This window comes from Mesorhizobium sp. WSM4836 (genome assembly GCF_055811815.1).
In genome coordinates this window covers 156377-180444 of sequence record NZ_JBVVQF010000014.1, presented here as the reverse complement: position 1 = coordinate 180444, position 24068 = coordinate 156377, and the positions used below count along the sequence as shown (strand labels likewise).

Sequence of the window (24068 nt, the reverse complement as noted above, 5' to 3'; positions counted from 1 at the left end):
TTGATCTCGACCAGCACCTCGCCATCGCGGGGACCTTCGAGGTCGACCTCCATGATCTCCAGCGGCTTTCCGGCGGCAACGGCGACAGCGGCGCGCGTTTTCATCAGGCAATCCTCCCAAGACAACCCATAGAGTTTCACATTCCGGCATTGCTGCGGATGATCTCGCAGTCGAAGACCGCAACACCCTCATTCACCGCCGTATCTCCGCGAAAAGCCATAGGACTAAAGCAGACACGCAAGTCCACTTGCAGGGCTTTGATAAATCTTGTTGGGTCCGCTAAGCTCATTGTGGGCACCTTGAATTCGCGCTGGTCCGGGAACAATCGGACTTTAGTGCAAGAATGGGCAGTTTTATCGATGACGAGCGCGGTGCCAGGCACTCTCGCGGCCTTTTTGTGCTTTTTTTTCCAGACCGCCAATGTTGCGGACGTGATGGCCCAGGAAGCGACGGGCAAGCAACCGGTCGCAACCGACAGGCCGGAAAGAAAGATAGCCGAAATCAGAATAGGTTATCTGCGGGCCTACGCGCCGCAACTGGCGCTTTCCCTGCTGGACCTGCCGCCACGCGACGAAGGTGTTGCCGGCGCCAATGTGGCGATCGGCGACAACAATACGACAGGAAAGTTCGTCAGCCAGAAATTCAGCCTCGACATAGCCGAGGTCAAGGCCGACGCCGACGCGGTTCAGGCGTTCAACGATCTGATCGCCAAAGGTGACCGCTATGTTGTCGCGGACCTCTCGGCCAGGCAATTGCTCTCGATCGCCGACACCGCCCGCGACAAGGGCGTTCTGGTCTTCAATGTCGGCGCCACAGACGACAGCCTGCGCGAGGAAGACTGCCGCATAAACATTTTCCATGTGGCGCCGACGCGAAGCATGCTGGCCGACGCGCTGGCGCAGTATCTGGTGGTAAAGAAATGGCCGAATTGGGTGCTGCTCTACGGTTCGCATGAGCGGGATCATCTCTATGCGGCCGCGTTGCGCCGCGCCGCCGCCCGCTTCGGCGGTCAGATCATCGCCGAGAAGGAGTTCAAGGACACTGGCACGGCGCGCCGCACCGATACCGGCGCCACCCAGATACAGCAGCAGATTTCCGTGTTCACACAGGATCTGCCGGAGCATGACGTGGTGCTTGTCGCCGATGAGAGCGAGGTGTTCGGAACCTATGTGCCCTACCGCACCTGGATACCGCGGCTGGTCGCCGGCACGGCCGGTCTTGTCGCATCGTCCTGGCATCCCGCGAGCGAGCAATGGGGCGGCATTCAAATGCAAAGCCGTTTCCTGAGGACGACCGGCCGGCGAATGCTGTCCAAGGATATGTCCGCCTGGACGGCGGTGCGGGCGGTGGGCGAAGCCAGCACGCGGACCAATGGCGACGATCCGAAGAAGATCAGCGGCTACATCCGCTCGGACGATTTCTCGGTCGCCGCCTTCAAGGGACAGAAGCTGACCTTCCGCAAGTGGAACCATCAGCTTCGCCAGCCAATCCTGCTCGGCGACACTAAATCGGTGGTCTCGACATCGCCACAGGAGGGTTATCTCCACCAGATCTCCGAGCTCGATACGCTCGGCGTCGATCAGCCGGAAACGAAATGCGTCCTTAAGTAGACCCAATCGGGAGGAATTTTCGTGCAGAGACGAGCTTGCGCACTCGCCATTCTCGCAACCGGCTTCATGGCCAATCCGGCGTGGCCTTACACCGTTTATGTCTCCAACGAGAAAGACAATACGATAACGGTCGTCGACGCGGCGACGATGCAAGTGGTGAAGACCATCGAAGTCGGCCAGAGGCCGCGCGGTATCACCATCTCGCATGACGGCAAGTTCATCTATTTGTGCGCCAGCGATGACGATACGATCGAAATCATCGATACGGCGACGCTGCAGATCGTGGGCACGCTGCCATCGGGCCCAGATCCCGAACTGTTCGTGCTTTCGCCCGACGGCAAGACGCTCTACGTCGCCAACGAGGACGACAATCTCGTCACCGCGATTAATATCGAGAGCAAGCAGGTCGTGATCGAGATTCCTGTTGGGGTGGAGCCTGAAGGCATGGCCGTCAGTCCCGATGGCAAAACCATGGTCAACACCTCCGAAACCACCAGCATGGCGCATTTCATCGACACCGACAGCCATGAGGTGATCGACAATGTCCTGGTCGACACGCGTCCGCGCTTTGCGCAATTCAAGCCCGACGGATCACAGATCTGGGTCAGTGCCGAAATCGGCGGCACCGTCAGCGTGATCGACAGTTCCAAACGCGAGGTGGTTAAGAAGATTCAGTTCGCGATTGCGGGACTGCGGCCCGAAACCATCCAGCCGGTCGGCATCGCGATCAGCGCCGACGGCAAGAAGGCCTATGTCGCGCTCGGCCCGGCGAACCACGTTGCCGTCATCAATACCGAAACCTATGAGGTGGAGAAATATATCCTGGTCGGCCAGCGCGTCTGGCATCTCGACTTCACCCCCGATCAGAAGACGCTGATCACCACCAATGGCAATTCCAACGACATCACCTTCATCGACACGGCGACGGACGAGCCGGTTCAGTCGGTTACGGTGGGCCAGCAGCCTTGGGGCGTGGCCATATCGCCCCACTAGACCGCAGCGAGTATCAGGGAGGCCGACATAATGAATATTTGCCGCGGGGATGTTGCAAGTGCACTAAATAACCAGCGCGCCCCGAAGGAGCCAGCAGCATGCGGCATGTGAGGACCAGCGGAGCTGAAGAGGAGGTGGCCGCGCTCGATGTTGCCGGTATCAGCCATTCCTATGGTGCGAAGCGGGCACTCCACGACGTCTCATTCTCAATCGCGCCGGGAACTTTCACCGTCCTGCTCGGCCTCAACGGCGCCGGCAAGACAACTTTGTTCTCGCTGATCAGCCATCTTTACGGCACCCGCCGCGGATCGATCCGCATCTTCGGCCATGACGTCAGCCGCGCTTCGGGCGAGGCGCTCAGGCGTGTCGGCATCGTGTTCCAGGCACGCACGCTCGACCTCGACCTCAGCGTCCACCAGAACCTCTCCTACCACGCCTCGCTGCATGGCATTGGCGGACATCAAGCCCGGCAGCGCATTGCCGCGTTGCTCGATACAGTCAACATGCAGGGCCGTCAGCATGACAAGGCACGCAGTCTTTCCGGCGGCCAAATGCGGCGCATCGAGATCGCGCGGGCGCTGCTCCACCGCCCTTCCCTGCTGTTGCTCGACGAGGCGACGGTCGGTCTCGACATCCAGTCGCGTGCGGGCATTTTGGCCACCATCCGCAAGCTCGTCGAGATCGAGGGCCTCGGCGTGCTGTGGGCGACGCATCTGATCGATGAAGTCGAAGACGGCGACCATGTCGTCGTGCTGCGGCAGGGCGATCTGGTGGCCAAGGGCAAGGTGGCCGATGTCGTTGGGACCAGCGGTGCCAGTTCGATCCGCGACGCCTTTTCCAGGCTCAACCGCATCGAAACAAGCGGCATCGCGGAGATGTCGCCATGAGCGCTCCCGCAATGCCCGCAAAAGTCGCCGCCCTCACGCCGGTGAAGTTCGAACAATTTGGGCTCCGCCACTACCTCATTTGCCTCAAAGGGATCGTCGTGCGGGAGTGCCTGCGCTTCCTGCATCAGCGCGAGCGCTTCATATCCTCGCTGGTTCGGCCGCTCGTCTGGCTGTTCATTTTTGCAGCCGGATTCCGGCAGGTGCTCGGCGTATCGATCATCCCGCCCTACAAGACCTACGTGCTCTACGAGGTCTACATCACGCCGGGCCTGTGCGGCATGATTCTGCTATTTTCGGGCATGCAGTCTTCGCTGTCGATGGTCCATGACCGCGAGATGGGCAACATGCGCACCCTGCTGGTCAGCCCTTTCCCGCGTTGGTTTTTACTGGTCTCGAAGATGCTCGCCGGTGTCGCCGTGTCGATCGCGCAGGTCTACGCGTTTCTGATCGTTGCCTGGTTCTGGGGGGTCAAGGCGCCGCCACTTGGCTATCTCACCGTACTGCCGGCGTTGTTCCTGTCAGGCATGATGCTGTGCGCGCTCGGCATGCTTTTGTCCTCGATGATCAAGCAGCTCGAAAACTTCGCCGGCATCATGAACTTCGTCATCTTTCCCGGCTATTTCGCTTCTCCGGCACTCTATCCCTTGTGGCGTATCCAGGAGGCTAGCCCCCTGCTCTACAAAATCTGCCTCGCCAATCCGTTTACTTACGCCGTCGAACTGATCCGCTTCGCCTTCTACGGCCAAGTTGACTGGCTGTCGCTGGGCGTCGTTGCCGGCTGCACGCTGCTGTTCCTTGCCGCCGCCATCATCGCCTACGACCCTTCGCGCGGCCTGATGACCCGCAAACAGGACGCGGGAGGAAATGCCTGATGGTGCGAATGAGCCATGTTCGCGGCCTGGTTCTGTTTGCCATGCTCGCGCCGGGCGTCAACGCCATGGCGGCGAACCCCGATCCGGACTGGCCCTGCATACAGCGCAAGGTGCCGCAACTCTCGCTCGGCCAGATCTGGAGCGGGCCGGACCTTCCTTCAGCGGCGAAGGACTGGTCGAAGGATCCCACCATCTCCGCCCTGGTCGAAGAGGTGGGAGCTCGCCGGATGCCGATTGCGGAAGCTCAAAAGAAGATCAAGGATTTCGCCGCCTCCTTGCCGGCCGAGCAACTTGCACCCAAAATGGCGATGCTGGTGCAAGGCATGTTCGATCACATGGACGCCGAGCGCTCGCAGGTGATCTCCGGCATTTCCCGCTACGCCCACAAGCAGCTCGAAATGGCCGCCGCCTTGCGCAAGGAAGCATCCGATGTCGATGCGTCGCGGGAAAAGCCGGATTCAGATCCCGAAGAGATCGATCGGCGAACCGAACAGCTGAAATTCGCAACGCGAATTTTCAATGAACGCGTCCAATCACTGACTTACGTCTGTGAAGTGCCGACGATAATCGAGCAGCGGCTTTATCAATTGTCCAAGGCCGTCGCGGAAACGCTCGCCGCGAAGAAGTAGCGCCTCATTTCGATCTTTGCGGCGGATATCACGATCCACGGCCGGGCAGCACGCGCCAGCGCTGGACGAAATAACCGGGATGCGTCTCGATCCACTGGGCTACCAGCGGTTGCGCCTGCATGAAGGCGGTCCCGGGATTCATCGCCAGGCCGTCCACCACCTGTTCGCGTTGTTCACAGGTCTGCGGCACATCCGTCAGGCAGACCATCATAACGAGCGTGTAAAGCATTACCCCTTGTCCCCCTCGGTTCCCGAACCCCATGCTCGGGAGTTTCCGTGATACCGAGCAGTGTGCAGGGGTCGCACATACAGATCGCTTACGGGTGTGAAAGGAACGTGGCCCCCGCTCTTTCGCGCCGCAATATAACATGACGCTAATCTAACGCCAACGACCGAAGGGCGTTTTCCAGGGCAATCGCTTCAGAGTTTTGTGCGTCAAGTTCTCCAAACCGGCCTGCGCAGGTTTGGTCCTGATCGTTTGACAGGTCGGAGGGACAGCCCCCGCGAGGGGGGATCGGCAGCTTCGCCGGCCGCATCCCCTAACTCGCACGATTTTTCGTGCTCGGTTCCTCGTGCGGATAGAGCTTGCCGAACAGCGGCAGGTACATCGCGCCCTTGCGCATCAGAAAATCGTGGAAGGTCGCCATCGCCGGCGAGATCGCGTGATCGCTGCGCATCACCGAAAACCATTGCCGACGGATCGGCATGCCGACGACGTCGAGGATGACCAGCCGGCCAGCCTCGATTTCCGCGGCGATGGTATGGGCAGAGATGAAGGCGATGCCTAGCCCGGCCATCACCGCCTGTTTGATCGTCTCGTTCGAGCCCATCTCGACGCCGAGATCGTCAATGCGACCAGGCACGTCGCTCAAAAATATTTCCAGCGAGATGCGCGTGCCGGAGCCGGATTCGCGAATGAGGAAATGTTCCTGGGCAATCTGCTCCTTGGATATCTCGCGCGCCGAGGCCAGCGGGTGGTCGGGTGGCGCGATGATGACCAGCGGGTGATCGCCGAAGACTGAAGCACGCACCGGGACTTCTTTCGCCGGGCGTCCCATGAGCGCGATGTCGATGTCGTGATTCTTCAGATTGTCGATCGTCTCGGCGCGATTACCAATGGCAAGCCGCATGTCGATGTTGGGATGTTCCTTCATGAAGGCAGCCATCAGCCGCGGTGCGAAATATTTGGCCGTGGAAACGACGCCGAGCCGCAAGCTGCCGGCGCGCACGCCCTTGATCGCATCCATCTTGTCTTCGAGCAGACGAAGTCGCTCCTCGATGGCCTGTGCCGTCTCAACGAAGGCGAGACCTGCGGCAGTGGGACGCATTCCGTCCGCCGTCCGGTCGAACAAGGCCAGCTGGAACTCTTCCTCGGCCTGCCGCAATTGGATCGTCACCGCTGGAGGAGATAGGCCTAACATCTTGGCCGCACTGACGATTTTCCCGTGGCGGACGATTGCCTGAACGGTCTTGAACTGCTTGAGCGTGAGATTTCTCATTTTCCATACTAAAATTTTTTTAGTGCCAAAGTAAAGTTATTGAATTTTACTTATCCAGCATCGTTTGTTTTCATTCCCCAATCCGGCCGATCCGAGGAGAGACGGCTGGACCGGGAGGTTACGATGCCAGCGGCAACGCTCGACGCTTTTCTGAACTCCTATCTCGGCGAGCCGGACGAACTGCGCGCCGCGGTTGTAATGACCGTCCGTCGGCTGACGCAGGCGGCCACCACCATCCGCAACACCATCAATCAAGGGGTACTCGGCACCGCCTTTGCCGGAACCCGCGGCGCCAATGCTGACGGCGATGTCCAGAAGGATCTCGATGTCTTCGCCGACGACATCTTTCTCGACGCCATGCGCCATGCTCCGGTCGCGCTCTACGCTTCCGAGGAACTGGACCAGCCAGTGCTTCTCGACCCGCAAGCGCCTCTTGCCATCGCCATCGACCCGCTCGACGGCTCTTCCAACATCGACACCAACGTGTCGATTGGAACGATCTTCTCGCTGCTCGCTGCAACTGGCGCGCCGGAGGCGAATCCGGCCGCCTCGTTTTTGCAGGCCGGGGTGAACCAGCTGGGCGCCGGTTTCTTCATCTATGGGCCGCAGCTGGCGCTCGTTTTGTCTCTCGGCAGCGGCACGCATGTGTTCGTTCTCTCGGCCAGACTCGGCACCTTCGTCCAGGCCTACGAGAGCCGGGTCATCCCCCAGCGTACCCAGGAGTTCGCCATCAACGCCGCCAACTACCGGCACTGGGATGAGGCGGTGCGACTCTACATCGACGACTGTCTCGAAGGCACCGAAGGCCCCCGCGAGAAGGACTTCAACATGCGCTGGATCGCCTCCCTGGTGGCCGACTGCTACCGCATATTGATGCGCGGCGGCGTATTCCTGTATCCAGGCGACAAGCGCAAGGGCTACAGGCAGGGGCGACTTCGCCTCGTCTATGAGGCAAACCCGATCGCCTTTCTCGTCGAACAGGCGGCCGGCGCCGCCACCGATACGATCACCCGCATCCTCGAAATCGAACCCGAGAGCCTGCACCAGCGCGTGCCCATGGTTTTCGGATCGTCGCGGGAAGTCGCGCGCATCACCCGCTACCACACCGAGCCGAGCGCCATCGGCGAGCGCGCGCCGCTGTTCAGCCGCCGCGGCCTTTTCAGGGCCTGAAGACCATGTCGGCAAAGCACCCCATCATTACCATCACCGGGTCCTCGGGCGCAGGCACTACCTCTGTCAAGCGCATCTTCGAGCTGATCTTCCGGCGCGAAAACATCGGGGCCGCCTTCATCGAAGGCGATGCTTTCCATCGCTACGACCGCGCCACGATGAAGGCGAAGGTGACCGAGGAGGAAAAGGCGGGCAATCCGAATTTCACCCACTTCCATGCCGAGGCCAATGAACTGGCTATCCTCGAAGAGGTATTCGAGGAATATGGCCGCCGCGGAACCGGAAAGACCCGCACCTACATCCATGACGAGGACGAGGAGAAGCAGTACGGCACGCCGCCGGGACATTTCACCGAATGGCGCGAATTTCCGCCGAGCGACCTGCTCTTCTACGAGGGCCTGCATGGCTGCGTCGTCACCGACAAGATCAACCTGGCCAGGCACGCGGACCTCAAGATCGGCGTGGTGCCGGTCATAAATCTCGAATGGATCCAGAAGATCCATCGCGACCGCGCAACGCGCGGCTATTCCACCGAGGCGGTGATGGACGTGATCCTGCGCCGCATGCCGGACTATGTCCGCTACATCGTCCCGCAGTTTTCGCAGACCGCCATCAACTTCCAGCGTGTGCCGATCGTCGACACGTCCAATCCATTCATCGCGCGCTGGATTCCGACGCCCGACGAATCGATGCTGGTTATCCGCTTCGCCAATCCCCGCGGCATCGATTTCCCCTACCTGCTTTCGATGATCCACGACTCGTTCATGTCGCGGCCGAATTCCATAGTGGTGCCCGGCAACAAGCTCGATCTTGCCATGCAGCTGATCCTGACGCCGCTCATCCTGCAATTGATCGAACGCAAGAACCGTGTGTCGTGAGGAGGACGCCATGAACAGCCAAGCCGCAGCCCTGAAGCCCGTCACCGCCGTCTCGGAGCGCGACATGGCCAACGCCATTCGCGCACTGGCGATGGACAGCGTCCAAAAGGCCAATTCCGGTCACCCGGGCATGCCGATGGGCATGGCCGATGTCGCGACGGTGCTGTTCAGCCGCTTCATCAATATCGATCCGTCGATGCCGGACTGGCCCGATCGCGACCGCTTCGTGCTTTCGGCCGGGCACGGCTCGATGCTGCAATATGCGCTGCATTACCTGCTCGGCTACGAGGACATGCCGATCGAGGAGTTGCAGCGGTTTCGCCAGCTAGGCAGCCGCACCGCCGGACATCCGGAATATGGCCATGCGCTTGGCATCGAGACGACGACCGGTCCGCTTGGGCAAGGCATTTCGACCGCGGTCGGGATGGCACTGGCGGAGCGCATGCTTGCTGCCCGCCACGGCGCCGATCTCGTAGACCATTTCACCTACGCGATCGCCGGCGACGGCTGCCTGCAGGAAGGTATCAGCCACGAGGCGATCGATCTTGCCGGTCACCTGAAGCTCTCCCGGCTGATCGTCTTTTGGGACGACAATGCGATCTCGATCGACGGACCGACGTCGCTGTCGACTTCGATGGACCAGCCGGCACGGTTCAAAGCCGCTGGATGGCATGTCCAGTCGGTGAACGGCCACGACACCGAAACCGTTGCGGCGGCAATCGAAGCGGCGCAGCAATCGGACCAGCCGTCCCTGATCGCCTGCCGCACGGTGATCGGCAAGGGAGCGCCTAATCTGGGCGGTTCGGAAAAGACGCACGGCGCGCCGCTGGGCGATGCGGAGATCGCCGCGACGCGCGAGAACATCGGCTGGGCCTACGCGCCGTTCGAGGTGCCGGACGACATCCTGTTCGCCTGGCGCGAGATTGCCGACCGCGGGCAAGCGGCACGCCGCGCCTGGGAGCAGCGGCTTGCCGCCTCGCCGCGTCGGCAGGCCTTCGAGAGCGCGGTCGCCGGCGCCCTGCCCGACGCGGTCTTCGAAGCACTCGGCGCTTTCCGCAAGGAGCATGTCGGGAAGGCGACCAAGGTTGCAACGCGAAAAGCCTCGGAAATGGCACTCGCTGCGATCAATGGCGCAACCGAGGTGACCGTCGGCGGCTCCGCTGATCTGACGCATTCGAACCTGACGATCACCAAGGGCATGGATCGCATAGCGCCTGATGACTATGCCGGCCGCTACATCCATTATGGAATCCGCGAGCACGGCATGGCCGCAGCCATGAACGGGATCGCGCTGCATGGCGGCTTCGTGCCTTATGGCGGCACGTTCCTGTGCTTCGCCGACTATGCGCGCGGCGCGATGCGGCTCTCGGCGCTCATGGGCCAGCGCGTCATCTATGTGATGACGCATGATTCCATTGGTCTCGGCGAGGACGGCCCGACCCACCAGCCGGTCGAGCACCTGGCGATGCTGCGGGCGACGCCAAACCTCAACGTCTTCCGTCCCGCCGACATCATCGAAACGGCGGAGTGCTGGGAACTGGCGCTGAGAAGCGAGGACCGGCCGAGCGTGCTGGTGCTCTCGCGCCAGAACCTGCCGATGCTGCGCCAAGCGCACGGCGACGAGAACCGGTCGAGCCGGGGCGCCTACATCCTGCGCGAGCCAGCCGGGCACCGCGCGGTGACGCTGATCGCCACCGGCTCGGAGGTCGAAATCGCGGTTGCCGCCGCCGAACGGCTGGAGACCGAGCACGGCATCGCCGCCGCGGTCGTCTCGATGCCGTGCTGGGAGCTTTTCGAGGAACAGGACGCCGGCACCCGTAAGGCTGTCCTCGGCTCGGCGCCACGCATTGCCATCGAAGCCGCAGCACGGCTCGGCTGGGACCGCTGGATCGGCGACAGCGGCACTTTCATCGGCATGGCCGGTTTCGGCGCCAGCGCCCCTGCCCCGGATCTCTATCGGCATTTCGACATCACGCCCGAAGCCGTCGCGGCAGCGGCGCTGAAGCTCATCATCTAGGAGGACGACCATGGCCCGCATCACCCTTCGCCAGCTTCTCGACCATGCCGCCGAGCACGGCTACGGGGTGCCGGCATTCAACATCAACAACATGGAACAGGGCCTCGCCATCATGGAGGCCGCCAGGGCCTGCGATGCGCCGGTCATCATCCAGGCTTCGCGCGGCGCCCGTTCCTATGCCAACGACATCATGCTGGCCAAGATGATGGAGGCGTTGACCGAAATCCATCCGGCCATTCCGCTATGCATCCATCAGGATCACGGCAACAACGAAGCCACCTGCCTGTCGGCGATCCGCCACGGCTTCACCTCGGTGATGATGGACGGGTCGCTGATGGCGGATGCCAAGACGCCGGCGAGCTACGATTACAACGTCGCCATCACCGAACGTGTCGCACGCCTGGCGCATTGGGTCGGCGCTTCGGTCGAAGGCGAGCTCGGCGTGCTCGGCTCGCTGGAAACCGGCCAGGGCGAGGCAGAGGACGGGCACGGCGCCGAAGGTGCGCTTTCCCATGATCAGCTTTTGACCGATCCCGATCAAGCGGTCGACTTCGTGACCGCTACCCGGGTCGACGCGCTGGCGATCGCCTGCGGTACCTCGCACGGCGCCTATAAATTCAGCCGCAAGCCCGACGGCGGCATCCTGGCCATGCAGGTGATCGAGGCAATCCACGAAAAGCTCCCCGACACACATCTGGTCATGCATGGGTCTTCCTCGGTGCCGCAGGAACTGCAGGACATCATCAACAACTATGGCGGCGAGATGCCCCAGACCTTTGGCGTCCCGGTCGAGGAGATCGAGCGCGGCATCCGCTACGGCGTGCGCAAGGTCAACATCGACACCGATTGCCGAATGGCCATGGCCGGGCAGTTCCGCCGCGTCGCGACGCAGGACCCGCGCGAATTCGATCCGCGTAAATTCCTGAAACCCGCCATGGACGCGCTGCGCGACCTTTGCCGCGATCGCTTCGAACGCTTCGGCACCGCAGGCCACGCGTCGAAGATCAGGGTGATCGCCATGGATGAGATGGCGAAACGTTACGCCGCGGGAAAGCTCGACCCCCAAATCGCAACCGCGAAAGCCGCCTGAGCGGCAAACAGGAGACCTGCCATGAACAAGATCGACATGCCCTCAGCAGGCACGCTCAAGGAAGGCAACGAACGCTACAGGTCGGGCGTCATCCCCTACAAGAAGATGGGCTACTGGGAGCCGGACTACCGGCCCAAGGAGACCGACCTGATCGCGATGTTTCGGATCACGCCGCAGCCCGGCGTCGACCACGAGGAGGCGGCCGCCGCCATCGCCGGTGAATCCTCTACCGCGACATGGACCGTGGTGTGGACCGACAGGCTGACCGCCTGCGAGCTCTACCGCGCTAAGGCATTCAAATCCGAGCCGGTGCCGAACACAGGTCCAGGCACCAGGGTCGAGCAACAGTACTTCGCCTATATCGCCTACGACCTCGACCTGTTCGAGCCCGGCTCCATCGCCAACCTGACTGCATCGATCATCGGCAACGTGTTCGGCTTCAAGGCCGTCAAGGCCTTGCGGCTCGAGGACATGCGCATCCCGGTGGCTTACCTCAAAACCTTCCAGGGTCCGGCGACCGGGATCGTGGTGGAACGCGAGCGGCTCGACAAGTTCGGCCGGCCGCTGCTCGGCGCCACGACCAAGCCGAAGCTTGGCCTGTCAGGCCGCAACTACGGCCGCGTCGTCTACGAGGCGCTGAAGGGTGGCCTCGACTTCGTCAAGGACGACGAGAACATCAACTCGCAGCCCTTCATGCACTGGCGCGACCGCTTTCTCTATTGCATGGAGGCTGTGAACAAGGCGTCGGCCGCCACCGGCGAAGTCAAGGGCCATTATCTCAACGTCACCGCCGGCACGATGGAGGACATGTACGAGCGCGCCGAATTTGCAAAACAGCTTGGCTCCTGCATCGTCATGATCGACCTCGTCATTGGCTACACGGCGATCCAGTCGATGGCCAAGTGGGCACGCCGCAATGACATGATCCTGCACCTGCACCGGGCCGGCAATTCGACCTATTCGCGCCAGAAGAACCACGGCATGAATTTTCGGGTCATCTGCAAATGGATGCGGATGGCCGGCGTCGATCACATCCATGCCGGCACGGTGGTCGGCAAGCTGGAAGGCGACCCGCTGATGATCAAGGGGTTTTATGACACGCTGCGCGAGGAGCGCACGCCGCAGAACCTCGAAACCGGGCTGTTCTTCGATCAGGACTGGGCTTCGCTCAACAAGGTGATGCCCGTCGCCTCCGGCGGCATCCATGCCGGCCAGATGCACCAGTTGATCCATTATCTCGGCGAGGACGTCGTCCTGCAGTTCGGCGGCGGCACGATCGGCCATCCGGACGGCATCCAGGCCGGCGCGACGGCCAATCGGGTCGCGTTGGAGGCGATGATCCTCGCCCGCAACGAGGGCCGCGACTATCTGCGCGAAGGGACCAAAATCCTCGAACAGGCGGCCAGATGGTGCACGCCGCTCAAGGCGGCCCTGGAGACGTGGAAAGACGTCACCTTCAACTACGAATCGACCGACACGGCCGACTTTGTGCCAACCGCAACGCCGAGCTTCTAGACGAAAGGAACCGTCGCTATGATGACCAATCCCGGAAACAAGGTCACGCAGGGACAGTTTTCGTTCCTGCCCGAGCTGACCGACGAGCAGATTTCGGCGCAGATCAAATACGCGCTGAAAAACCACTGGGCGGTCAGCGTCGAATACACCGACGATCCGCATCCGCGAAACACCTATTGGGAAATGTACGGCAACCCGATGTTCGACCTGAGGGACCCGGCGGGCATCCTGCTTGAAGTCAACAATTGCCGGAAAGCCATGCCCAACATGTATGTCCGGGTCACCGCCTTCGATTCGAGCAAGGGCTGGGAAGCGCCGCGCATGTCATTCATCGTCAACCGGCCACCCAATGAACCCGGGTTCCGGCTGCTGCGCCAGGAGCGCGATGGCCGCAGTCAGGGCTATTCGATCGTGCCTTATGCGACCGACAGGCCCGAAGGCGAGCGGAGCTAGGCGAAACCATGCTGGACGCGATAGCAAAGCGCACTGCCGCGCAGGGCGAATCGGTTGATCTGCAGGCCGAGTTCGAGGCGTCCAACATCGACGAGGTGATGGACAAGCTCGACCGCGAACTGGTTGGACTGAAGCCGGTCAAGAATCGCATCCGCGAGATCGCCGCGCTGCTCCTGGTCGACCGGCTTCGCCGCAAGTTCGGCCTGACCTCGGGCGCGCCGACGCTGCACATGAACTTTACGGGAAATCCCGGTACGGGAAAGACCACCGTGGCGCTCAGAATGGCAGAGATACTGCATCGTCTCGGCTATGTCCGCGAAGGGCACATGGTCGCGGTGACACGCGACGATCTCGTCGGCCAGTATGTGGGCCACACCGCGCCTAAAACCCGGGAAGTGATCAAGCGCGCCATGGGCGGGGTGCTTTTCATCGACGAGGCCTACTATCTCTACAAGCCCGAGAACGAACGCGACTACGGCCAGGAATCGATCGAAATCCTGCTGCAGTGCATGGAAAACAACCGTGACGATCTGGTTGTGATTCTTGCCGGCTACAAGGACAAGATGGACCGCTTCTTCGACAGCAATCCCGGCATGCGCTCGCGCATCGCCCATCACCTCGATTTTCCCGACTACGGCGTCAGCGAACTCAAATCGATCGCCGAGATCATGCTGGCGGAACAGAATTACCGTCTCAGCGAAGCGGCGGCCAAGGCGCTCGAAGAGTATCTCCCGATCCGTATGCGGCTGCCGCATTTCTCCAACGCCCGCTCGGTCCGCAATGGCCTCGACCGGGCGCGGCTTCGCCAGGCCAGTCGGCTTTTCGCATCGCGCGACCGGGCGTTGACGAAAATCGATCTTATCACCATCGAGGAATCCGACATTCGCGGCAGCCGCGTGTTCGCCGAAGGTAAGCTCGAAGGCGACCCGGAGACGAAGGCGCGCTGACAAGATGACGCCGGTTGGTGTGCAGTGACCGGAAACGGACGACAGAATGGGAGCCGACGACCATGGATACCAAGACAATCATCGCGCCCTCGGTGCTTTCCGCGGACTTCTCACGGCTCGGCGACGAGGTCGAAGCGGTCGTGCGGGCTGGTGCCGATTGGATCCATCTTGATGTGATGGATGGCCACTTCGTGCCCAACATCACCTTCGGTCCGCCAGTGGTCAAGGCGATCCGTAATCGAACGGACAAGGTCTTCGACTGCCACCTGATGATCGCGCCGGCCGACGCCTATCTCGGCGCCTTCGCCGATGCCGGCTGCGACATCATCACGGTGCATGCCGAGGCCGGGCCGCATCTCGACCGTTCGCTGCAGGCAATCAGGAATCTCGGCAAGAAGGCGGGCGTGTCGCTGAACCCGTCGACACCGGAAAGCGTCATCGAATATGTGCTCGACCGGCTCGACCTGGTGCTTCTGATGACGGTCAATCCGGGCTTCGGCGGCCAGGCGTTCATTTCGGCGGTCGTCGACAAGGTCAGGCGGGTCAAGGCGTTGATCGGCAAGCGCCCGATTGACATCGAGATCGACGGCGGTGTCACGCCCGAGACCGCCCCACTGGTCACCGCGGCCGGCGCCAATGTGCTGGTCGCCGGATCGGCCATCTTCAAGGGTGGAACCGAGGCTGCCTATCGTGCCAATATCGCCGCCATCAGGCAGGCGGCCGACGGGGCGGTCCGGAAAGCTGCATAAACCGTCTCATCGGAGGGCAAATATGGCGGCAATTCCACCTGTCTGCGATTTCGGCTGGCGAGCCATCGATGCCGTTTTGCCAGGCGTCGACGGGACATCGCATTCGATCTTAAGCCAAGCCGGCCCGAACGGGTTGGTGGTGGCCTTCATCTGCAATCACTGCCCCTATGTGAAGGCGGTGATTTCACGCATGGTGCGCGACGCCAACGATCTCAAGGCCGAAGGCATCGGCTTTGTCGCGATCAACTCAAACGATGCCGGGGCTTATCCAGATGATTCCTTCGACAATATGAAGCTCTTCGCCAGGACAAACGGCTTCACTTTCCCCTATCTCCACGACGAGCGCCAGAGGGTGGCGCGTGTCTATGGAGCCGTTTGCACCCCGGATTTTTTCGGGTTGAACAGCGAGTTGACGCTGCAATATCGCGGCCGGCTTGACGCGTCGCGACGCGACTCCGAACCGTCCGGGCTGAGGCGCGACCTGTTCGAGGCGATGAAGCAGGTTGCCCGAACCGGCGACGGACCGCTTGACCAGATCGCTTCGATCGGTTGCTCCATCAAGTGGAAGGATGCTGCATGAACGTCGGCGCAGGCAGGCCGTTTGGGTCGCCGAAAGCGATCCTGTTCGATCTCGACGGCACACTGGTCGATTCGGCGCCTGATATAACGGCCGCCGTCAACGAATTGCTGGCCGGCCGCGATCTGCCGCCGCTGCGCCTGGATCAGGTCAAGGCCATGATCGGCGGCGGCATCAGGAAACTGGTCGAACGAGCCTTCGCGGCTTCCGGCACGCCGCTCCTCGGCAGCGCGCTCGACGAGGCCAACCGCGTCATGGCGCCGATCTATCGCAGGCATCTGACCGGCCGCACGAGGCTGATGCCAGACGTCAAGGAGGTTCTCACGCACTTGCATTTGAGCGGAATAGCCATGGGCGTGGTCACCAACAAGCCGCAGTTGGCAGCTCGCGAAATCCTGCTGCATTTTGGGTTGACGGAATATCTCGGCGCGATCGTCGGCGGAGATGCGGTGACATACTTGAAACCGGCGCCGGACGCGCTGTTGCTAGCGCTCGACCAGCTTCAGGTCGAAGCTCGTGACACGCTGATGGTCGGAGACAGCGGCGCCGACGTGACCGCCGCCCGCGCCGCCGGCATGCCAGTCATTCTGCTGCGTGGTGGATACAGCCAAATTCCCGTTGAAGAGCTTGGCGCCGACCTCGTTTGCGACGGCCTGTTCGATCTGCCATCCGCGATGCAGAGACTGCAAGACGCTGCGTGATTAGCAGTGCTAATCACAAGGCGGACGCCGGCCGCAGTGAACGGCAGCGGGAGCGAAGCTGCGCTACTTGGAGAATTGCTTCAGATAGGCGATGACGTTGGCAATGTCCTCGTCCTTTTTGAGGCCGGGAAACGCCATCTTCGTTCCTTTGACCATCGCCTTGGGATCGTGAAGATAGGTCGTCAGCGTGGCCTCATCCCATTTGACGCCGGATTTACCCGCCTCGACCATGGCTTTCGAATAGCTGAACCCCGGATGCGTGCCGGCGGTCCGGCCGATGACGCCGTTCAACGACGGACCGACCTTGTTCTGATCCTTGTCCGCGACGTGGCAGACCTTGCATTTGGCGAATACCTTCTCACCCGCGGCGGCATCCTGTGCCTGGGACTGATTGGTAATGAACGTCGCGACGGACACGACGGCGAAAAATGCGATTGCACGCATGGCGTTTCCTCATTGATCGTCAAGGTGCCCTGGACAATTTACGCGTATCAATGCCTTGATCGCCGGCATACGCTTTACGCGGGAGAGCGAACTATTCGTCCTTCCTCCCCGGACTGGCAGCACCTGCACGCCTCGAAAAGCTAGACTGCCGATGAAGGAAGTCAATCGTACAAAGGTCCTGTTTCGTTTCCAGACTGCGCGAAGGCGAAGTGCGCAGCGACACGCGGGTTCACATCATTGACGCCTATTGGCCGAACGCGTAGCCTCACTCCAACCGGTTTGCTGTTTGGGCACCTTTCGCAAATTGACCGGCCCTCGGCCGCCGCGGTACGGTCGCTTCGACGCGCCTTCCGTTGCAATCTACCTGTGCCCGCCGGGCGAGACAGCCTAGGGTTCGCTCGCCGTGTCCGTTCTGCGACTAGAAGGCAAACAGGTCGCGCGGGCGGTCGACTTCGCGGGGCCGATGAATTTTCTGCTCCCGCGCGATTTCAACAAGGACGAGGTCGAACATAGGGAGGTCGGATGAAGATCGCGACTGAGCAGGAGTGGCAGGCTGCCCGTAAGGAGCTTCTGGCGGCCGAGCAGGAGCTGGCGGCGCACGAAAAGCGCGTCACCGAGCAACGGCGGGAGTTGCCTTGGGTGCCGGTCGAGAAGCACTACACCTTCGCCACCGACGAAGGGCCGAAGTCCTTGCCGCAGCTGTTCGATGGCCGGTCGCAGCTCCTTATGTACCACCTGATGTACGGAGAGGACTGGAAGGCGGCGTGCCCGGGGTGCGCCTCGGTCGGCGATGGGCTGAGCGGCATGATCACGCACGTGAAAGACCGCGACGTGACGCTCATCGCGATGTCGCTGGCGCCGTTGGAGAAGCTGATGGCAACCAAGGCACAGCGCGGGTGGACGATGCCCTGCGTGTCGGGCTACGGCGACGACTTCCTGTTCGATTACGGCTTCGCATTCCGCCGGGAGGAGATGTCCGGAATCACTCGCGACGAGTTCGACATGGGACAGCTGCTCCGCGAGGCCCCGCAATGGCTGCAGGATTACCGGGACGAAGTGGGTGCGCCGGACCTCCAGTCGGCCGTGTCGGTGAGCGCAGGGTGGAGCGTCTTCGCGATAGAGGACGGAGCGGTCTACAACACCTACCGCCGCTATCCGCCGCTGGTGGGACCGCTGTACGCGCCGTTGCTCGAGTTCGTGCCAAAGCGGTGATATCCGCAACTTGCGTGCATTTGATCTGTTCTAGCTCGCGCCATGAAGCACCGCATCCTCGTCCGTGCGGTCGGCGCGGCGGCGCTGGCCCTCCGACTGAGAGAATTCCGACGCCTCATTCCGGCCCACAATCTCCAAAAACTTCATCATTCGCACACCCTGACGGGCTTCCAACTGGCGCATTCCAAACCTCGAAAGGCTCGGCATTTACCGGACAGATCGTGCGCTATCCAACCCGGACTTATGATCTGCTACCGACAATTGCGTTGCACGTGATTTGCCAGTGCATCGTCAAAGGCCTATCCCCAACGATGGCCTGGGCACCACCTCTCTGACATTGGTGGAGGGCTTCGAAATGCAAAACCACGTTTACCGAAGCCGGCAACTCGCTTGCCGCGCGCAGCCATCTTCGCCGCGATCACCCTGGCTGTCGGCACGCTCGTTGGCTCTCCGGAGCCGCCCACGCCCAGTAGACAGTCGCTTCTTCGATGGAAACGGCGGGACAGTGAGGCGCACGGCCACGCGTGCCCATTCCGCCTGACTAAAAGCAACGTACGTCAGCTTCAGCCTGCGCGCGTTTCAGTTCAGTGCGCGCCGCCTTGGCTGGCGCGCTTTCGCGAAACAACCCTGCCGCCTCCCCTGTCGTCAACGACATGCTTTTGAAGGTCTCCGCCCTCTCATAGTGATCGTAAGGAACGATCGAGGCGATAACATCGATCGAGCAGGAACAGCTTTCAAGCGCCTGACGTGTCTGGCCATTTGTTTGCATGCAGCCGAGCACGTAGTCGGCAATCGTTGCCGTCGGATAGTCTCCCGCGGCGTTGACCGAGTTCGCAAAGGCCAGCGCCGCCGCAAAGGCCATCGGCAAGGTGAGAGATCCAACAGACCTTATCATGAGGAACCTCCAGTTGGCCTGGACACCATGCATCCAGACGGGATCATCGCTCCAATTGGCGACGTGCCGCAAAGCCAGTCAAGCTCCCATGGCCTGGGTATAGGACCAAAGGAGGAATGCCCTATCGGCCGACAAGAACCAGCTTCATGACCCGCCGCGCATCTCCCTTCGCGCGTTCATTTCATGCTTCGCCTACTATCGGCAGCCCGAGAGATGCACGCATACCTACCGTTAGGTGCTTCCTAGAAAATGCCTAAATAAAATCAAATGTGTATCGCCTCAAGAATACATAACAATATGCCTTCTATATATGTCTGGGTTGTTGGCCATCCTCTTAATAGTTTATCGTATGACGCTTATTTTAATTTTCTCTATGTGTTGCATCGCACCATAATCGATATTGCAGTGCAACGATCATTGTAGGTTTTTGCTTGCCTGGCCTTTTGCGATGACATAGCTTTTTCCTGTTTCCGGCTTCAAGAGCGCCACCGTCATCAGGGAGCGGCGGCAGTCTTTCGAAGACCAAGGGGGGCGGGCGGTAACGGTGCCCTCTGCTTCTGGGTAGGTCGTGACAGCTGCCGGAAAATAACTTCCCAACATGAATTGCTTGGGCAAGCCCTTGTGTGGCTTGACGGTCGATTCTTCACTGTGAACCCGGGAGGATTTTGGATGCGTGTACTTGCGAAAACTACCTACATTCTGACGACCGCGGCCTTTTTATCGCTCGGCGCCGCCTATACGGCTTCGGCCAATGAAGACCTTGCAAAGCTCGCATCGGATGCGAAGAACTGGGCGATGCAGACGGGTGACTACGCCAACACCCGCTATTCCAAACTCAACCAGATCACTGCCGACAATGTGAAGAACCTGCAGGTCAAATGGAGCTTTTCCACCGGCGTGCTGCGCGGTCACGAAGGCGGGCCGCTGATCATCGGCGACGTGATGTATGTCCACACGCCTTTCCCAAACAACGTCTTTGCTCTCGACCTCAAGAACGACGGCAAGATTCTGTGGAAATACGAGCCCAAGCAGGACACGAACGTCATTCCGATCATGTGCTGCGACACGGTAAATCGCGGTGTTGCCTATGGTGACGGCAAGATCATTCTCAACCAGGCCGACACCACCGTCGTCGCGCTCGATGCCAAGACCGGCAAGGTCGTGTGGTCCGTCAAAAACGGCGACCAGACCGACGGCGGAAAGGGCGAATCCGGCACGTCAGCACCCGTAGTCATTAAGGACAAGGTGCTCGTGGGCGTCTCCGGTGCTGAATTCGGTGTTCGCGGCTGGTTGGCCGCCTACAATCTGAAAGACGGCAAGCTCGCCTGGAAAGCCTATTCGGAAGGTCCTGATGCAGACACCCTTCTCGATCCCGAGAAGACGACCCATCTGGGCAAGCCTGTCGGAAAGGATTCCGGCACCAACACCTGGGAGGGCGAACAGTGGAAGACAGGCGGCGGCACGACATGGGGATGGTATTCATATGATCCCAAGCTGAACCTCGTCTACTACGGCACCGGCAATCCCTCGACGTGGAACCCGGTCCAGCGGCCCGGCGACAATCGCTGGTCCATGACAATCATGGCTCGCGACGCGGATACCGGTGTTGCCAAATGGCTCTACCAGATGACCCCGCATGACGAGTGGGACTATGACGGCATCAACGAGATGATTCTGGTCGATGGCATGGAGGTCAATGGCGCCAAGCACGACGTGCTGGTGCATTTCGATCGCAACGGCTTTGCCTACACCATGGATCGCGCCACCGGCGAGCTTCTCGTCGCCAAGAAATACGATCCGGCAGTGAACTGGGCGACGGAAGTCAACATGGATCCCAAGAGCGACCAGTATGGCCGCCCGCAGGTCGTCGCCAAGTATTCGACCCAGCAGAACGGCGAAGACACCAACTCGACCGGTATCTGCCCGGCCGCGCTTGGAACCAAGGACCAGCAGCCGGCCGCCTACTCGCCGAAGACCGGGTTGTTCTACGTGCCGACCAACCATGTCTGCATGGACTACGAACCTTACAAAGTCAGCTACACCGCCGGTCAGCCTTATGTTGGCGCAACCGTGTCGATGTATGCGGCCCCTGGCGGTGACGGCAACATGGGCAACTTCATTGCCTGGGATGCAGCCAAGGGTGAGATCGTCTGGTCGAAGCCCGAGCAGTTCTCGGTATGGTCGGGGGCATTGGCGACCGATGGAGACGTCGTCTTCTACGGTACCCTCGAAGGCTACATCAAGGCGGTCGATAAGGACGGCAAGGAACTGTACAAGTTCAAGACCCCGTCCGGCATCATCGGCAACATCACGACCTACGAGCATGACGGCAAGCAGTACATCGCCGTTCTGTCCGGCGTCGGTGGATGGGCCGGTATCGGTCTGGCAGGTGGGCTGCTTTCGCCCGATAACGCCGCTGCCTGGCATGGCGCCGTTGATCAGGGCCGTGCGCAGGGCGACCAGACCGCAGTGGTTGGAACCGCTGGTCTGGGTGCCGTCGGCGGTTACGCGGCGCTTGCCGACTATACGACGCTGGGCGGGCAGCTCACCGTCTTCGGCCTCCCGGACTGAAGAACGTTACGACCAGCATGGAAAACGAGAGCCCGGGTCACCCGAAGCCGGAAACCGGGCTCTCGATTGCGCCGCTCGCGCAACTCCGAACAATGCCGCTGCACGACGGCGGCCAGGGTTTCTGGCAAACGAAGGAAGTGTCTGAATGATTGTTCGCATTGCAGTTTCCGCTCTCGCCCTGGTCCTGCTGCCTCTGGCCAGCTCAAGTCTGGCACGGGCCGAAGACAGCATGGAAAAAGCCAAGGCGGTGAAGCAAGAAGGAGGCAAATATTTGGATGCGGACGGAAATCCTACCTACAAGATCGAAAACGGAACCGTCGATTGGTACACCTTCAGTGGGTACCGCCGGTATCACTCGGATTGCCATGTCTGTCACGGACAGGACGCCACGGGTTCGAGCTATGCGCCTGCCCTGGCTAATAGCCTGAAGAATATGGATTACGCCACGTTCCTGTCGATCGTCGCCGAGGGCCGCAAGAATGTCGGCGGAGGCAAGGAAAACGTCATGCCTGCCTTTGGCGACAACAAGAACGTCTATTGCTACCTGGACGATCTCTACGTCTATCTGCGCGCGCGCGCCGATGGCGCGGCACCCCGCGGCAGGCCGCCCAAGCACGAAAACAAGGCCCAGGCAGCCAAGGATGCCGAAGCATCCTGCATGGGTGGATGATATGAGCGGCTACACTGCATCGAAGCTGCGCGTCCTTCTGCCGATCCTCGGCGCGCTCGCCTTGCTGTCGTCGAACGTTCTGGCGCAAAATGCCGGGCTTGGCGCTGCGGGCGAACTGGTCGATCCCGACATTCTGCGCGTCTGTGCCGATCCCTCGAACATGCCCTTTACCGACAAGGACGGCCAAGGTTTCGAAAACAAGCTGGCTGAACTTGTTGCCAAGAAGACGGGGCGGAAATCAGTCGCTTACACGTGGTTTCCCACTGTCACCGGCTTTGTGCGCAACACGCTGGGGGCCAACCGATGCGACATCATCATGGGCTACGCCCAAGGTGATGAGCTGGTGCAGAACACCAATGCCTACTATCGCTCCGCCTATGTGCTCGTCCACCCGAAAGGCAACGGCATGGAAGGCGTCGAGACGATCGAAGATCCGAAACTTTCCGGCAAGAAAATCGGCGTCGTCGAAAGCACGCCGCCAACCGCCAACATGGCCGCCAACAAGCTTCTGCGGACCGCCAAGATCTACCCGCTGGCGGTGGATACGCGCGTCACTCCTTCCATGGGGGAGGTCATGATCAAGGACATGCTCGCCGGCAAGATCGACGCGGCGGTCCTGTGGGGTCCGATGGCGGGCTACTATGCCCGGGAACTCGGAGCCGACGTCACGATCGTTCCGCTGCTGAAGGAAAAAACCGGCTCGCGCATGTCTTACCGCATCACCATGGGCGTACGTCCGTCCGACCAGGAATGGAAGCGGACGCTCAACCGGGTGATCAGGGAAAACCAGGCGGAGATCACCAAGATCTTGCTAGCTTACAACGTGCCGCTGATCGACGAGCACGACAATCCGATCACGCAATAGTTGGGATGGACCCAGCGGAGGCCGGAATGTGGCAGGCGATGAAAGAAAAGGAAGCGGTTTTGCTGCTCATGGTGGGTCTCCTGGGCGTTGCGGAGCCGGCATGGGCCGGCGGGGTTGACGAGCCCGCCGGCTACCGGCTGGACGAACACCGGGCACTCGTGCCGGACACGCTGCAGGCTGCGACAGTGGCGAGCACGGAGGAGGCGCAAGCCTGTGGCGAGGGAAAAAGGCAGTCTTCTTCGACGTGATGAACACGCCGAAGCCGACCAATCTGCCGGCAGGAACGATATGGAGAGACAAGGTCAGAAAGGACATTCCAGGCAGCATATGGCTGGCCAATATAGGATACGGCGCTATTTCGGAGGAGACCGCCAACTACCTTCGCCACGGCTTGGCAGCCGCGGCCGGCACCGACAAATCGCGCGCGATTCTGTTCTATTGCATGACGAATTGTTGGATGTCGTGGAATGCCGTGAAACGGGCAGTCGAGTGGGGCTACAGTTCGGTGATCTGGTACCCGCTCGGCGCGGATGGCTGGGAAGGTGCAAGTCTTCCGCTAGAGGAGAAGAAGCCCTACGCAATGAACAATTGAAGGAAGACCACAGCTACTTTCGATCTTTTTTTCGACTTTCAAGACCTACTGATTCATTTGTCCATTTTGAAACGTGATGGACGACCCATTGCTTCGGTGCCCTGCAATGGTTGACTACGACAGCATCGGCCCCTTCGGGCTGGTAGAAGAGGAGAAATGTTATGAAGAAGAGCTGGACAAAACCGACCATGTGTCAGGTTGCTGCGGGCTTTGAAATTTCGCGGTATCTGCC

General features: G+C 60.9%; 24 protein-coding genes and 1 pseudogene. 20 read left to right on the top strand and 5 right to left on the bottom strand.

Annotated features, from left to right (window positions below):
- Positions 1–434 precede the first annotated feature (434 nt).
- The 5 genes from AC0L2P_RS18275 (at position 435) to AC0L2P_RS18255 (ending at position 4991) form a co-directional block, all read left to right on the top strand.
- Positions 435–1610 carry an ABC transporter substrate-binding protein gene (locus AC0L2P_RS18275; protein ID WP_473502697.1) on the top strand — a complete coding sequence of 392 codons (1176 nt, stop codon included), beginning with the start codon at positions 435–437 and terminating at the stop codon, positions 1608–1610.
- A 21-nt stretch (positions 1611–1631) separates the two neighbouring features.
- Entirely contained in the window at positions 1632–2603 is a 972-nt protein-coding gene (locus AC0L2P_RS18270) for a YVTN family beta-propeller repeat protein (protein ID WP_473502696.1), read from the top strand.
- Positions 2604–2701: 98 nt separating this feature from the next.
- On the top strand, positions 2702–3490 hold the full coding sequence (locus AC0L2P_RS18265; protein WP_473502695.1) for an ATP-binding cassette domain-containing protein: 789 nt from the start codon (positions 2702–2704) through the stop codon (positions 3488–3490).
- On the top strand, positions 3487–4362 hold the full coding sequence (locus tag AC0L2P_RS18260) for an ABC transporter permease (protein WP_473502694.1): 876 nt from the start codon (positions 3487–3489) through the stop codon (positions 4360–4362). The genes AC0L2P_RS18265 and AC0L2P_RS18260 overlap by 4 nt, the downstream gene beginning before the upstream one ends.
- The gene (locus tag AC0L2P_RS18255) at positions 4362–4991 is read left to right on the top strand and encodes a hypothetical protein (RefSeq protein ID WP_473502693.1); all 630 of its coding nucleotides are present in this window, start codon (positions 4362–4364) and stop codon (positions 4989–4991) included. The genes AC0L2P_RS18260 and AC0L2P_RS18255 overlap by 1 nt, the downstream gene beginning before the upstream one ends.
- A gap of 28 nt (positions 4992–5019) precedes the next feature.
- On the opposite strand, the gene AC0L2P_RS18250 is transcribed toward AC0L2P_RS18255, so the two are convergent.
- Both AC0L2P_RS18250 and AC0L2P_RS18245 read right to left on the bottom strand, forming a co-directional pair.
- A complete protein-coding gene (locus AC0L2P_RS18250; protein ID WP_473502692.1) occupies positions 5020–5220 on the bottom strand; it encodes a hypothetical protein in 201 nt (66 codons plus the stop codon).
- A gap of 310 nt (positions 5221–5530) precedes the next feature.
- Entirely contained in the window at positions 5531–6490 is a 960-nt protein-coding gene (locus AC0L2P_RS18245) for a LysR family transcriptional regulator (RefSeq protein WP_473502691.1), read from the bottom strand.
- A 123-nt stretch (positions 6491–6613) separates the two neighbouring features.
- Here AC0L2P_RS18245 and AC0L2P_RS18240 point away from each other — a divergent pair, with 123 nt between their 5' ends.
- From AC0L2P_RS18240 to gph, 10 genes are all read left to right on the top strand, one after another.
- Positions 6614–7660 (top strand): class 1 fructose-bisphosphatase, encoded by a 1047-nt coding sequence (locus AC0L2P_RS18240; RefSeq protein ID WP_473502690.1) that lies wholly within the window; start codon positions 6614–6616, stop codon positions 7658–7660.
- 5 nt (positions 7661–7665) lie between these two features.
- Positions 7666–8538 (top strand): phosphoribulokinase, encoded by an 873-nt coding sequence (locus AC0L2P_RS18235; protein ID WP_473502689.1) that lies wholly within the window; start codon positions 7666–7668, stop codon positions 8536–8538.
- Positions 8539–8548: 10 nt separating this feature from the next.
- Complete coding sequence (tkt, locus tag AC0L2P_RS18230) at positions 8549–10555, top strand: transketolase (protein ID WP_473502688.1); 2007 nt, start codon at positions 8549–8551, stop codon at positions 10553–10555.
- A gap of 10 nt (positions 10556–10565) precedes the next feature.
- Complete coding sequence (fba, locus tag AC0L2P_RS18225) at positions 10566–11645, top strand: class II fructose-bisphosphate aldolase (RefSeq protein WP_473502687.1); 1080 nt, start codon at positions 10566–10568, stop codon at positions 11643–11645.
- Positions 11646–11666: 21 nt separating this feature from the next.
- Positions 11667–13160, top strand: a complete 1494-nt coding sequence (locus AC0L2P_RS18220) for a ribulose-bisphosphate carboxylase large subunit (protein WP_473502686.1) — start codon at positions 11667–11669, stop codon at positions 13158–13160.
- Between the two features lie 18 nt (positions 13161–13178).
- Entirely contained in the window at positions 13179–13613 is a 435-nt protein-coding gene (locus tag AC0L2P_RS18215) for a ribulose bisphosphate carboxylase small subunit (RefSeq protein WP_473502685.1), read from the top strand.
- Between the two features lie 8 nt (positions 13614–13621).
- On the top strand, positions 13622–14560 hold the full coding sequence (gene cbbX, locus AC0L2P_RS18210; protein ID WP_473502684.1) for a CbbX protein: 939 nt from the start codon (positions 13622–13624) through the stop codon (positions 14558–14560).
- A gap of 62 nt (positions 14561–14622) precedes the next feature.
- Entirely contained in the window at positions 14623–15309 is a 687-nt protein-coding gene (gene rpe, locus AC0L2P_RS18205; protein ID WP_473502683.1) for a ribulose-phosphate 3-epimerase, read from the top strand.
- A 22-nt stretch (positions 15310–15331) separates the two neighbouring features.
- Positions 15332–15889, top strand: a complete 558-nt coding sequence (locus AC0L2P_RS18200) for a thioredoxin family protein (protein ID WP_473502682.1) — start codon at positions 15332–15334, stop codon at positions 15887–15889.
- Entirely contained in the window at positions 15886–16587 is a 702-nt protein-coding gene (gph, locus tag AC0L2P_RS18195; protein ID WP_473502681.1) for a phosphoglycolate phosphatase, read from the top strand. The genes AC0L2P_RS18200 and gph overlap by 4 nt, the downstream gene beginning before the upstream one ends.
- 63 nt (positions 16588–16650) lie before the next feature.
- Here the strand turns inward: gph and AC0L2P_RS18190 are convergent, their stop codons facing one another.
- Complete coding sequence (locus AC0L2P_RS18190) at positions 16651–17031, bottom strand: c-type cytochrome (RefSeq protein WP_473502680.1); 381 nt, start codon at positions 17029–17031, stop codon at positions 16651–16653.
- A gap of 522 nt (positions 17032–17553) precedes the next feature.
- Between AC0L2P_RS18190 and AC0L2P_RS18185 the strand changes: the two genes are divergently transcribed.
- Positions 17554–18243 (top strand): DUF899 family protein, encoded by a 690-nt coding sequence (locus AC0L2P_RS18185; protein ID WP_473502679.1) that lies wholly within the window; start codon positions 17554–17556, stop codon positions 18241–18243.
- 30 nt (positions 18244–18273) lie between these two features.
- On the opposite strand, the gene AC0L2P_RS18180 is transcribed toward AC0L2P_RS18185, so the two are convergent.
- Complete coding sequence (locus tag AC0L2P_RS18180) at positions 18274–18426, bottom strand: hypothetical protein (protein WP_473502678.1); 153 nt, start codon at positions 18424–18426, stop codon at positions 18274–18276.
- Between the two features lie 358 nt (positions 18427–18784).
- Complete coding sequence (locus tag AC0L2P_RS18175) at positions 18785–19138, bottom strand: hypothetical protein (protein ID WP_473502709.1); 354 nt, start codon at positions 19136–19138, stop codon at positions 18785–18787.
- A 669-nt stretch (positions 19139–19807) separates the two neighbouring features.
- Between AC0L2P_RS18175 and AC0L2P_RS18170 the strand changes: the two genes are divergently transcribed.
- The 4 genes and pseudogenes from AC0L2P_RS18170 (at position 19808) to AC0L2P_RS18155 (ending at position 23836) form a co-directional block, all read left to right on the top strand.
- Positions 19808–21709, top strand: a complete 1902-nt coding sequence (locus tag AC0L2P_RS18170; RefSeq protein WP_352978108.1) for a methanol/ethanol family PQQ-dependent dehydrogenase — start codon at positions 19808–19810, stop codon at positions 21707–21709.
- Between the two features lie 145 nt (positions 21710–21854).
- Positions 21855–22379 carry a c-type cytochrome, methanol metabolism-related gene (locus tag AC0L2P_RS18165; protein ID WP_352854905.1) on the top strand — a complete coding sequence of 175 codons (525 nt, stop codon included), beginning with the start codon at positions 21855–21857 and terminating at the stop codon, positions 22377–22379.
- 1 nt (position 22380) lies between these two features.
- Positions 22381–23244, top strand: coding sequence for a substrate-binding domain-containing protein (locus AC0L2P_RS18160; RefSeq protein ID WP_473502677.1), 864 nt, complete (start codon positions 22381–22383; stop codon positions 23242–23244).
- Positions 23245–23282: 38 nt separating this feature from the next.
- Positions 23283–23836 (top strand): annotated as a pseudogene (locus tag AC0L2P_RS18155) (PQQ-dependent catabolism-associated CXXCW motif protein).
- Positions 23837–24068: the final 232 nt, after the last annotated feature.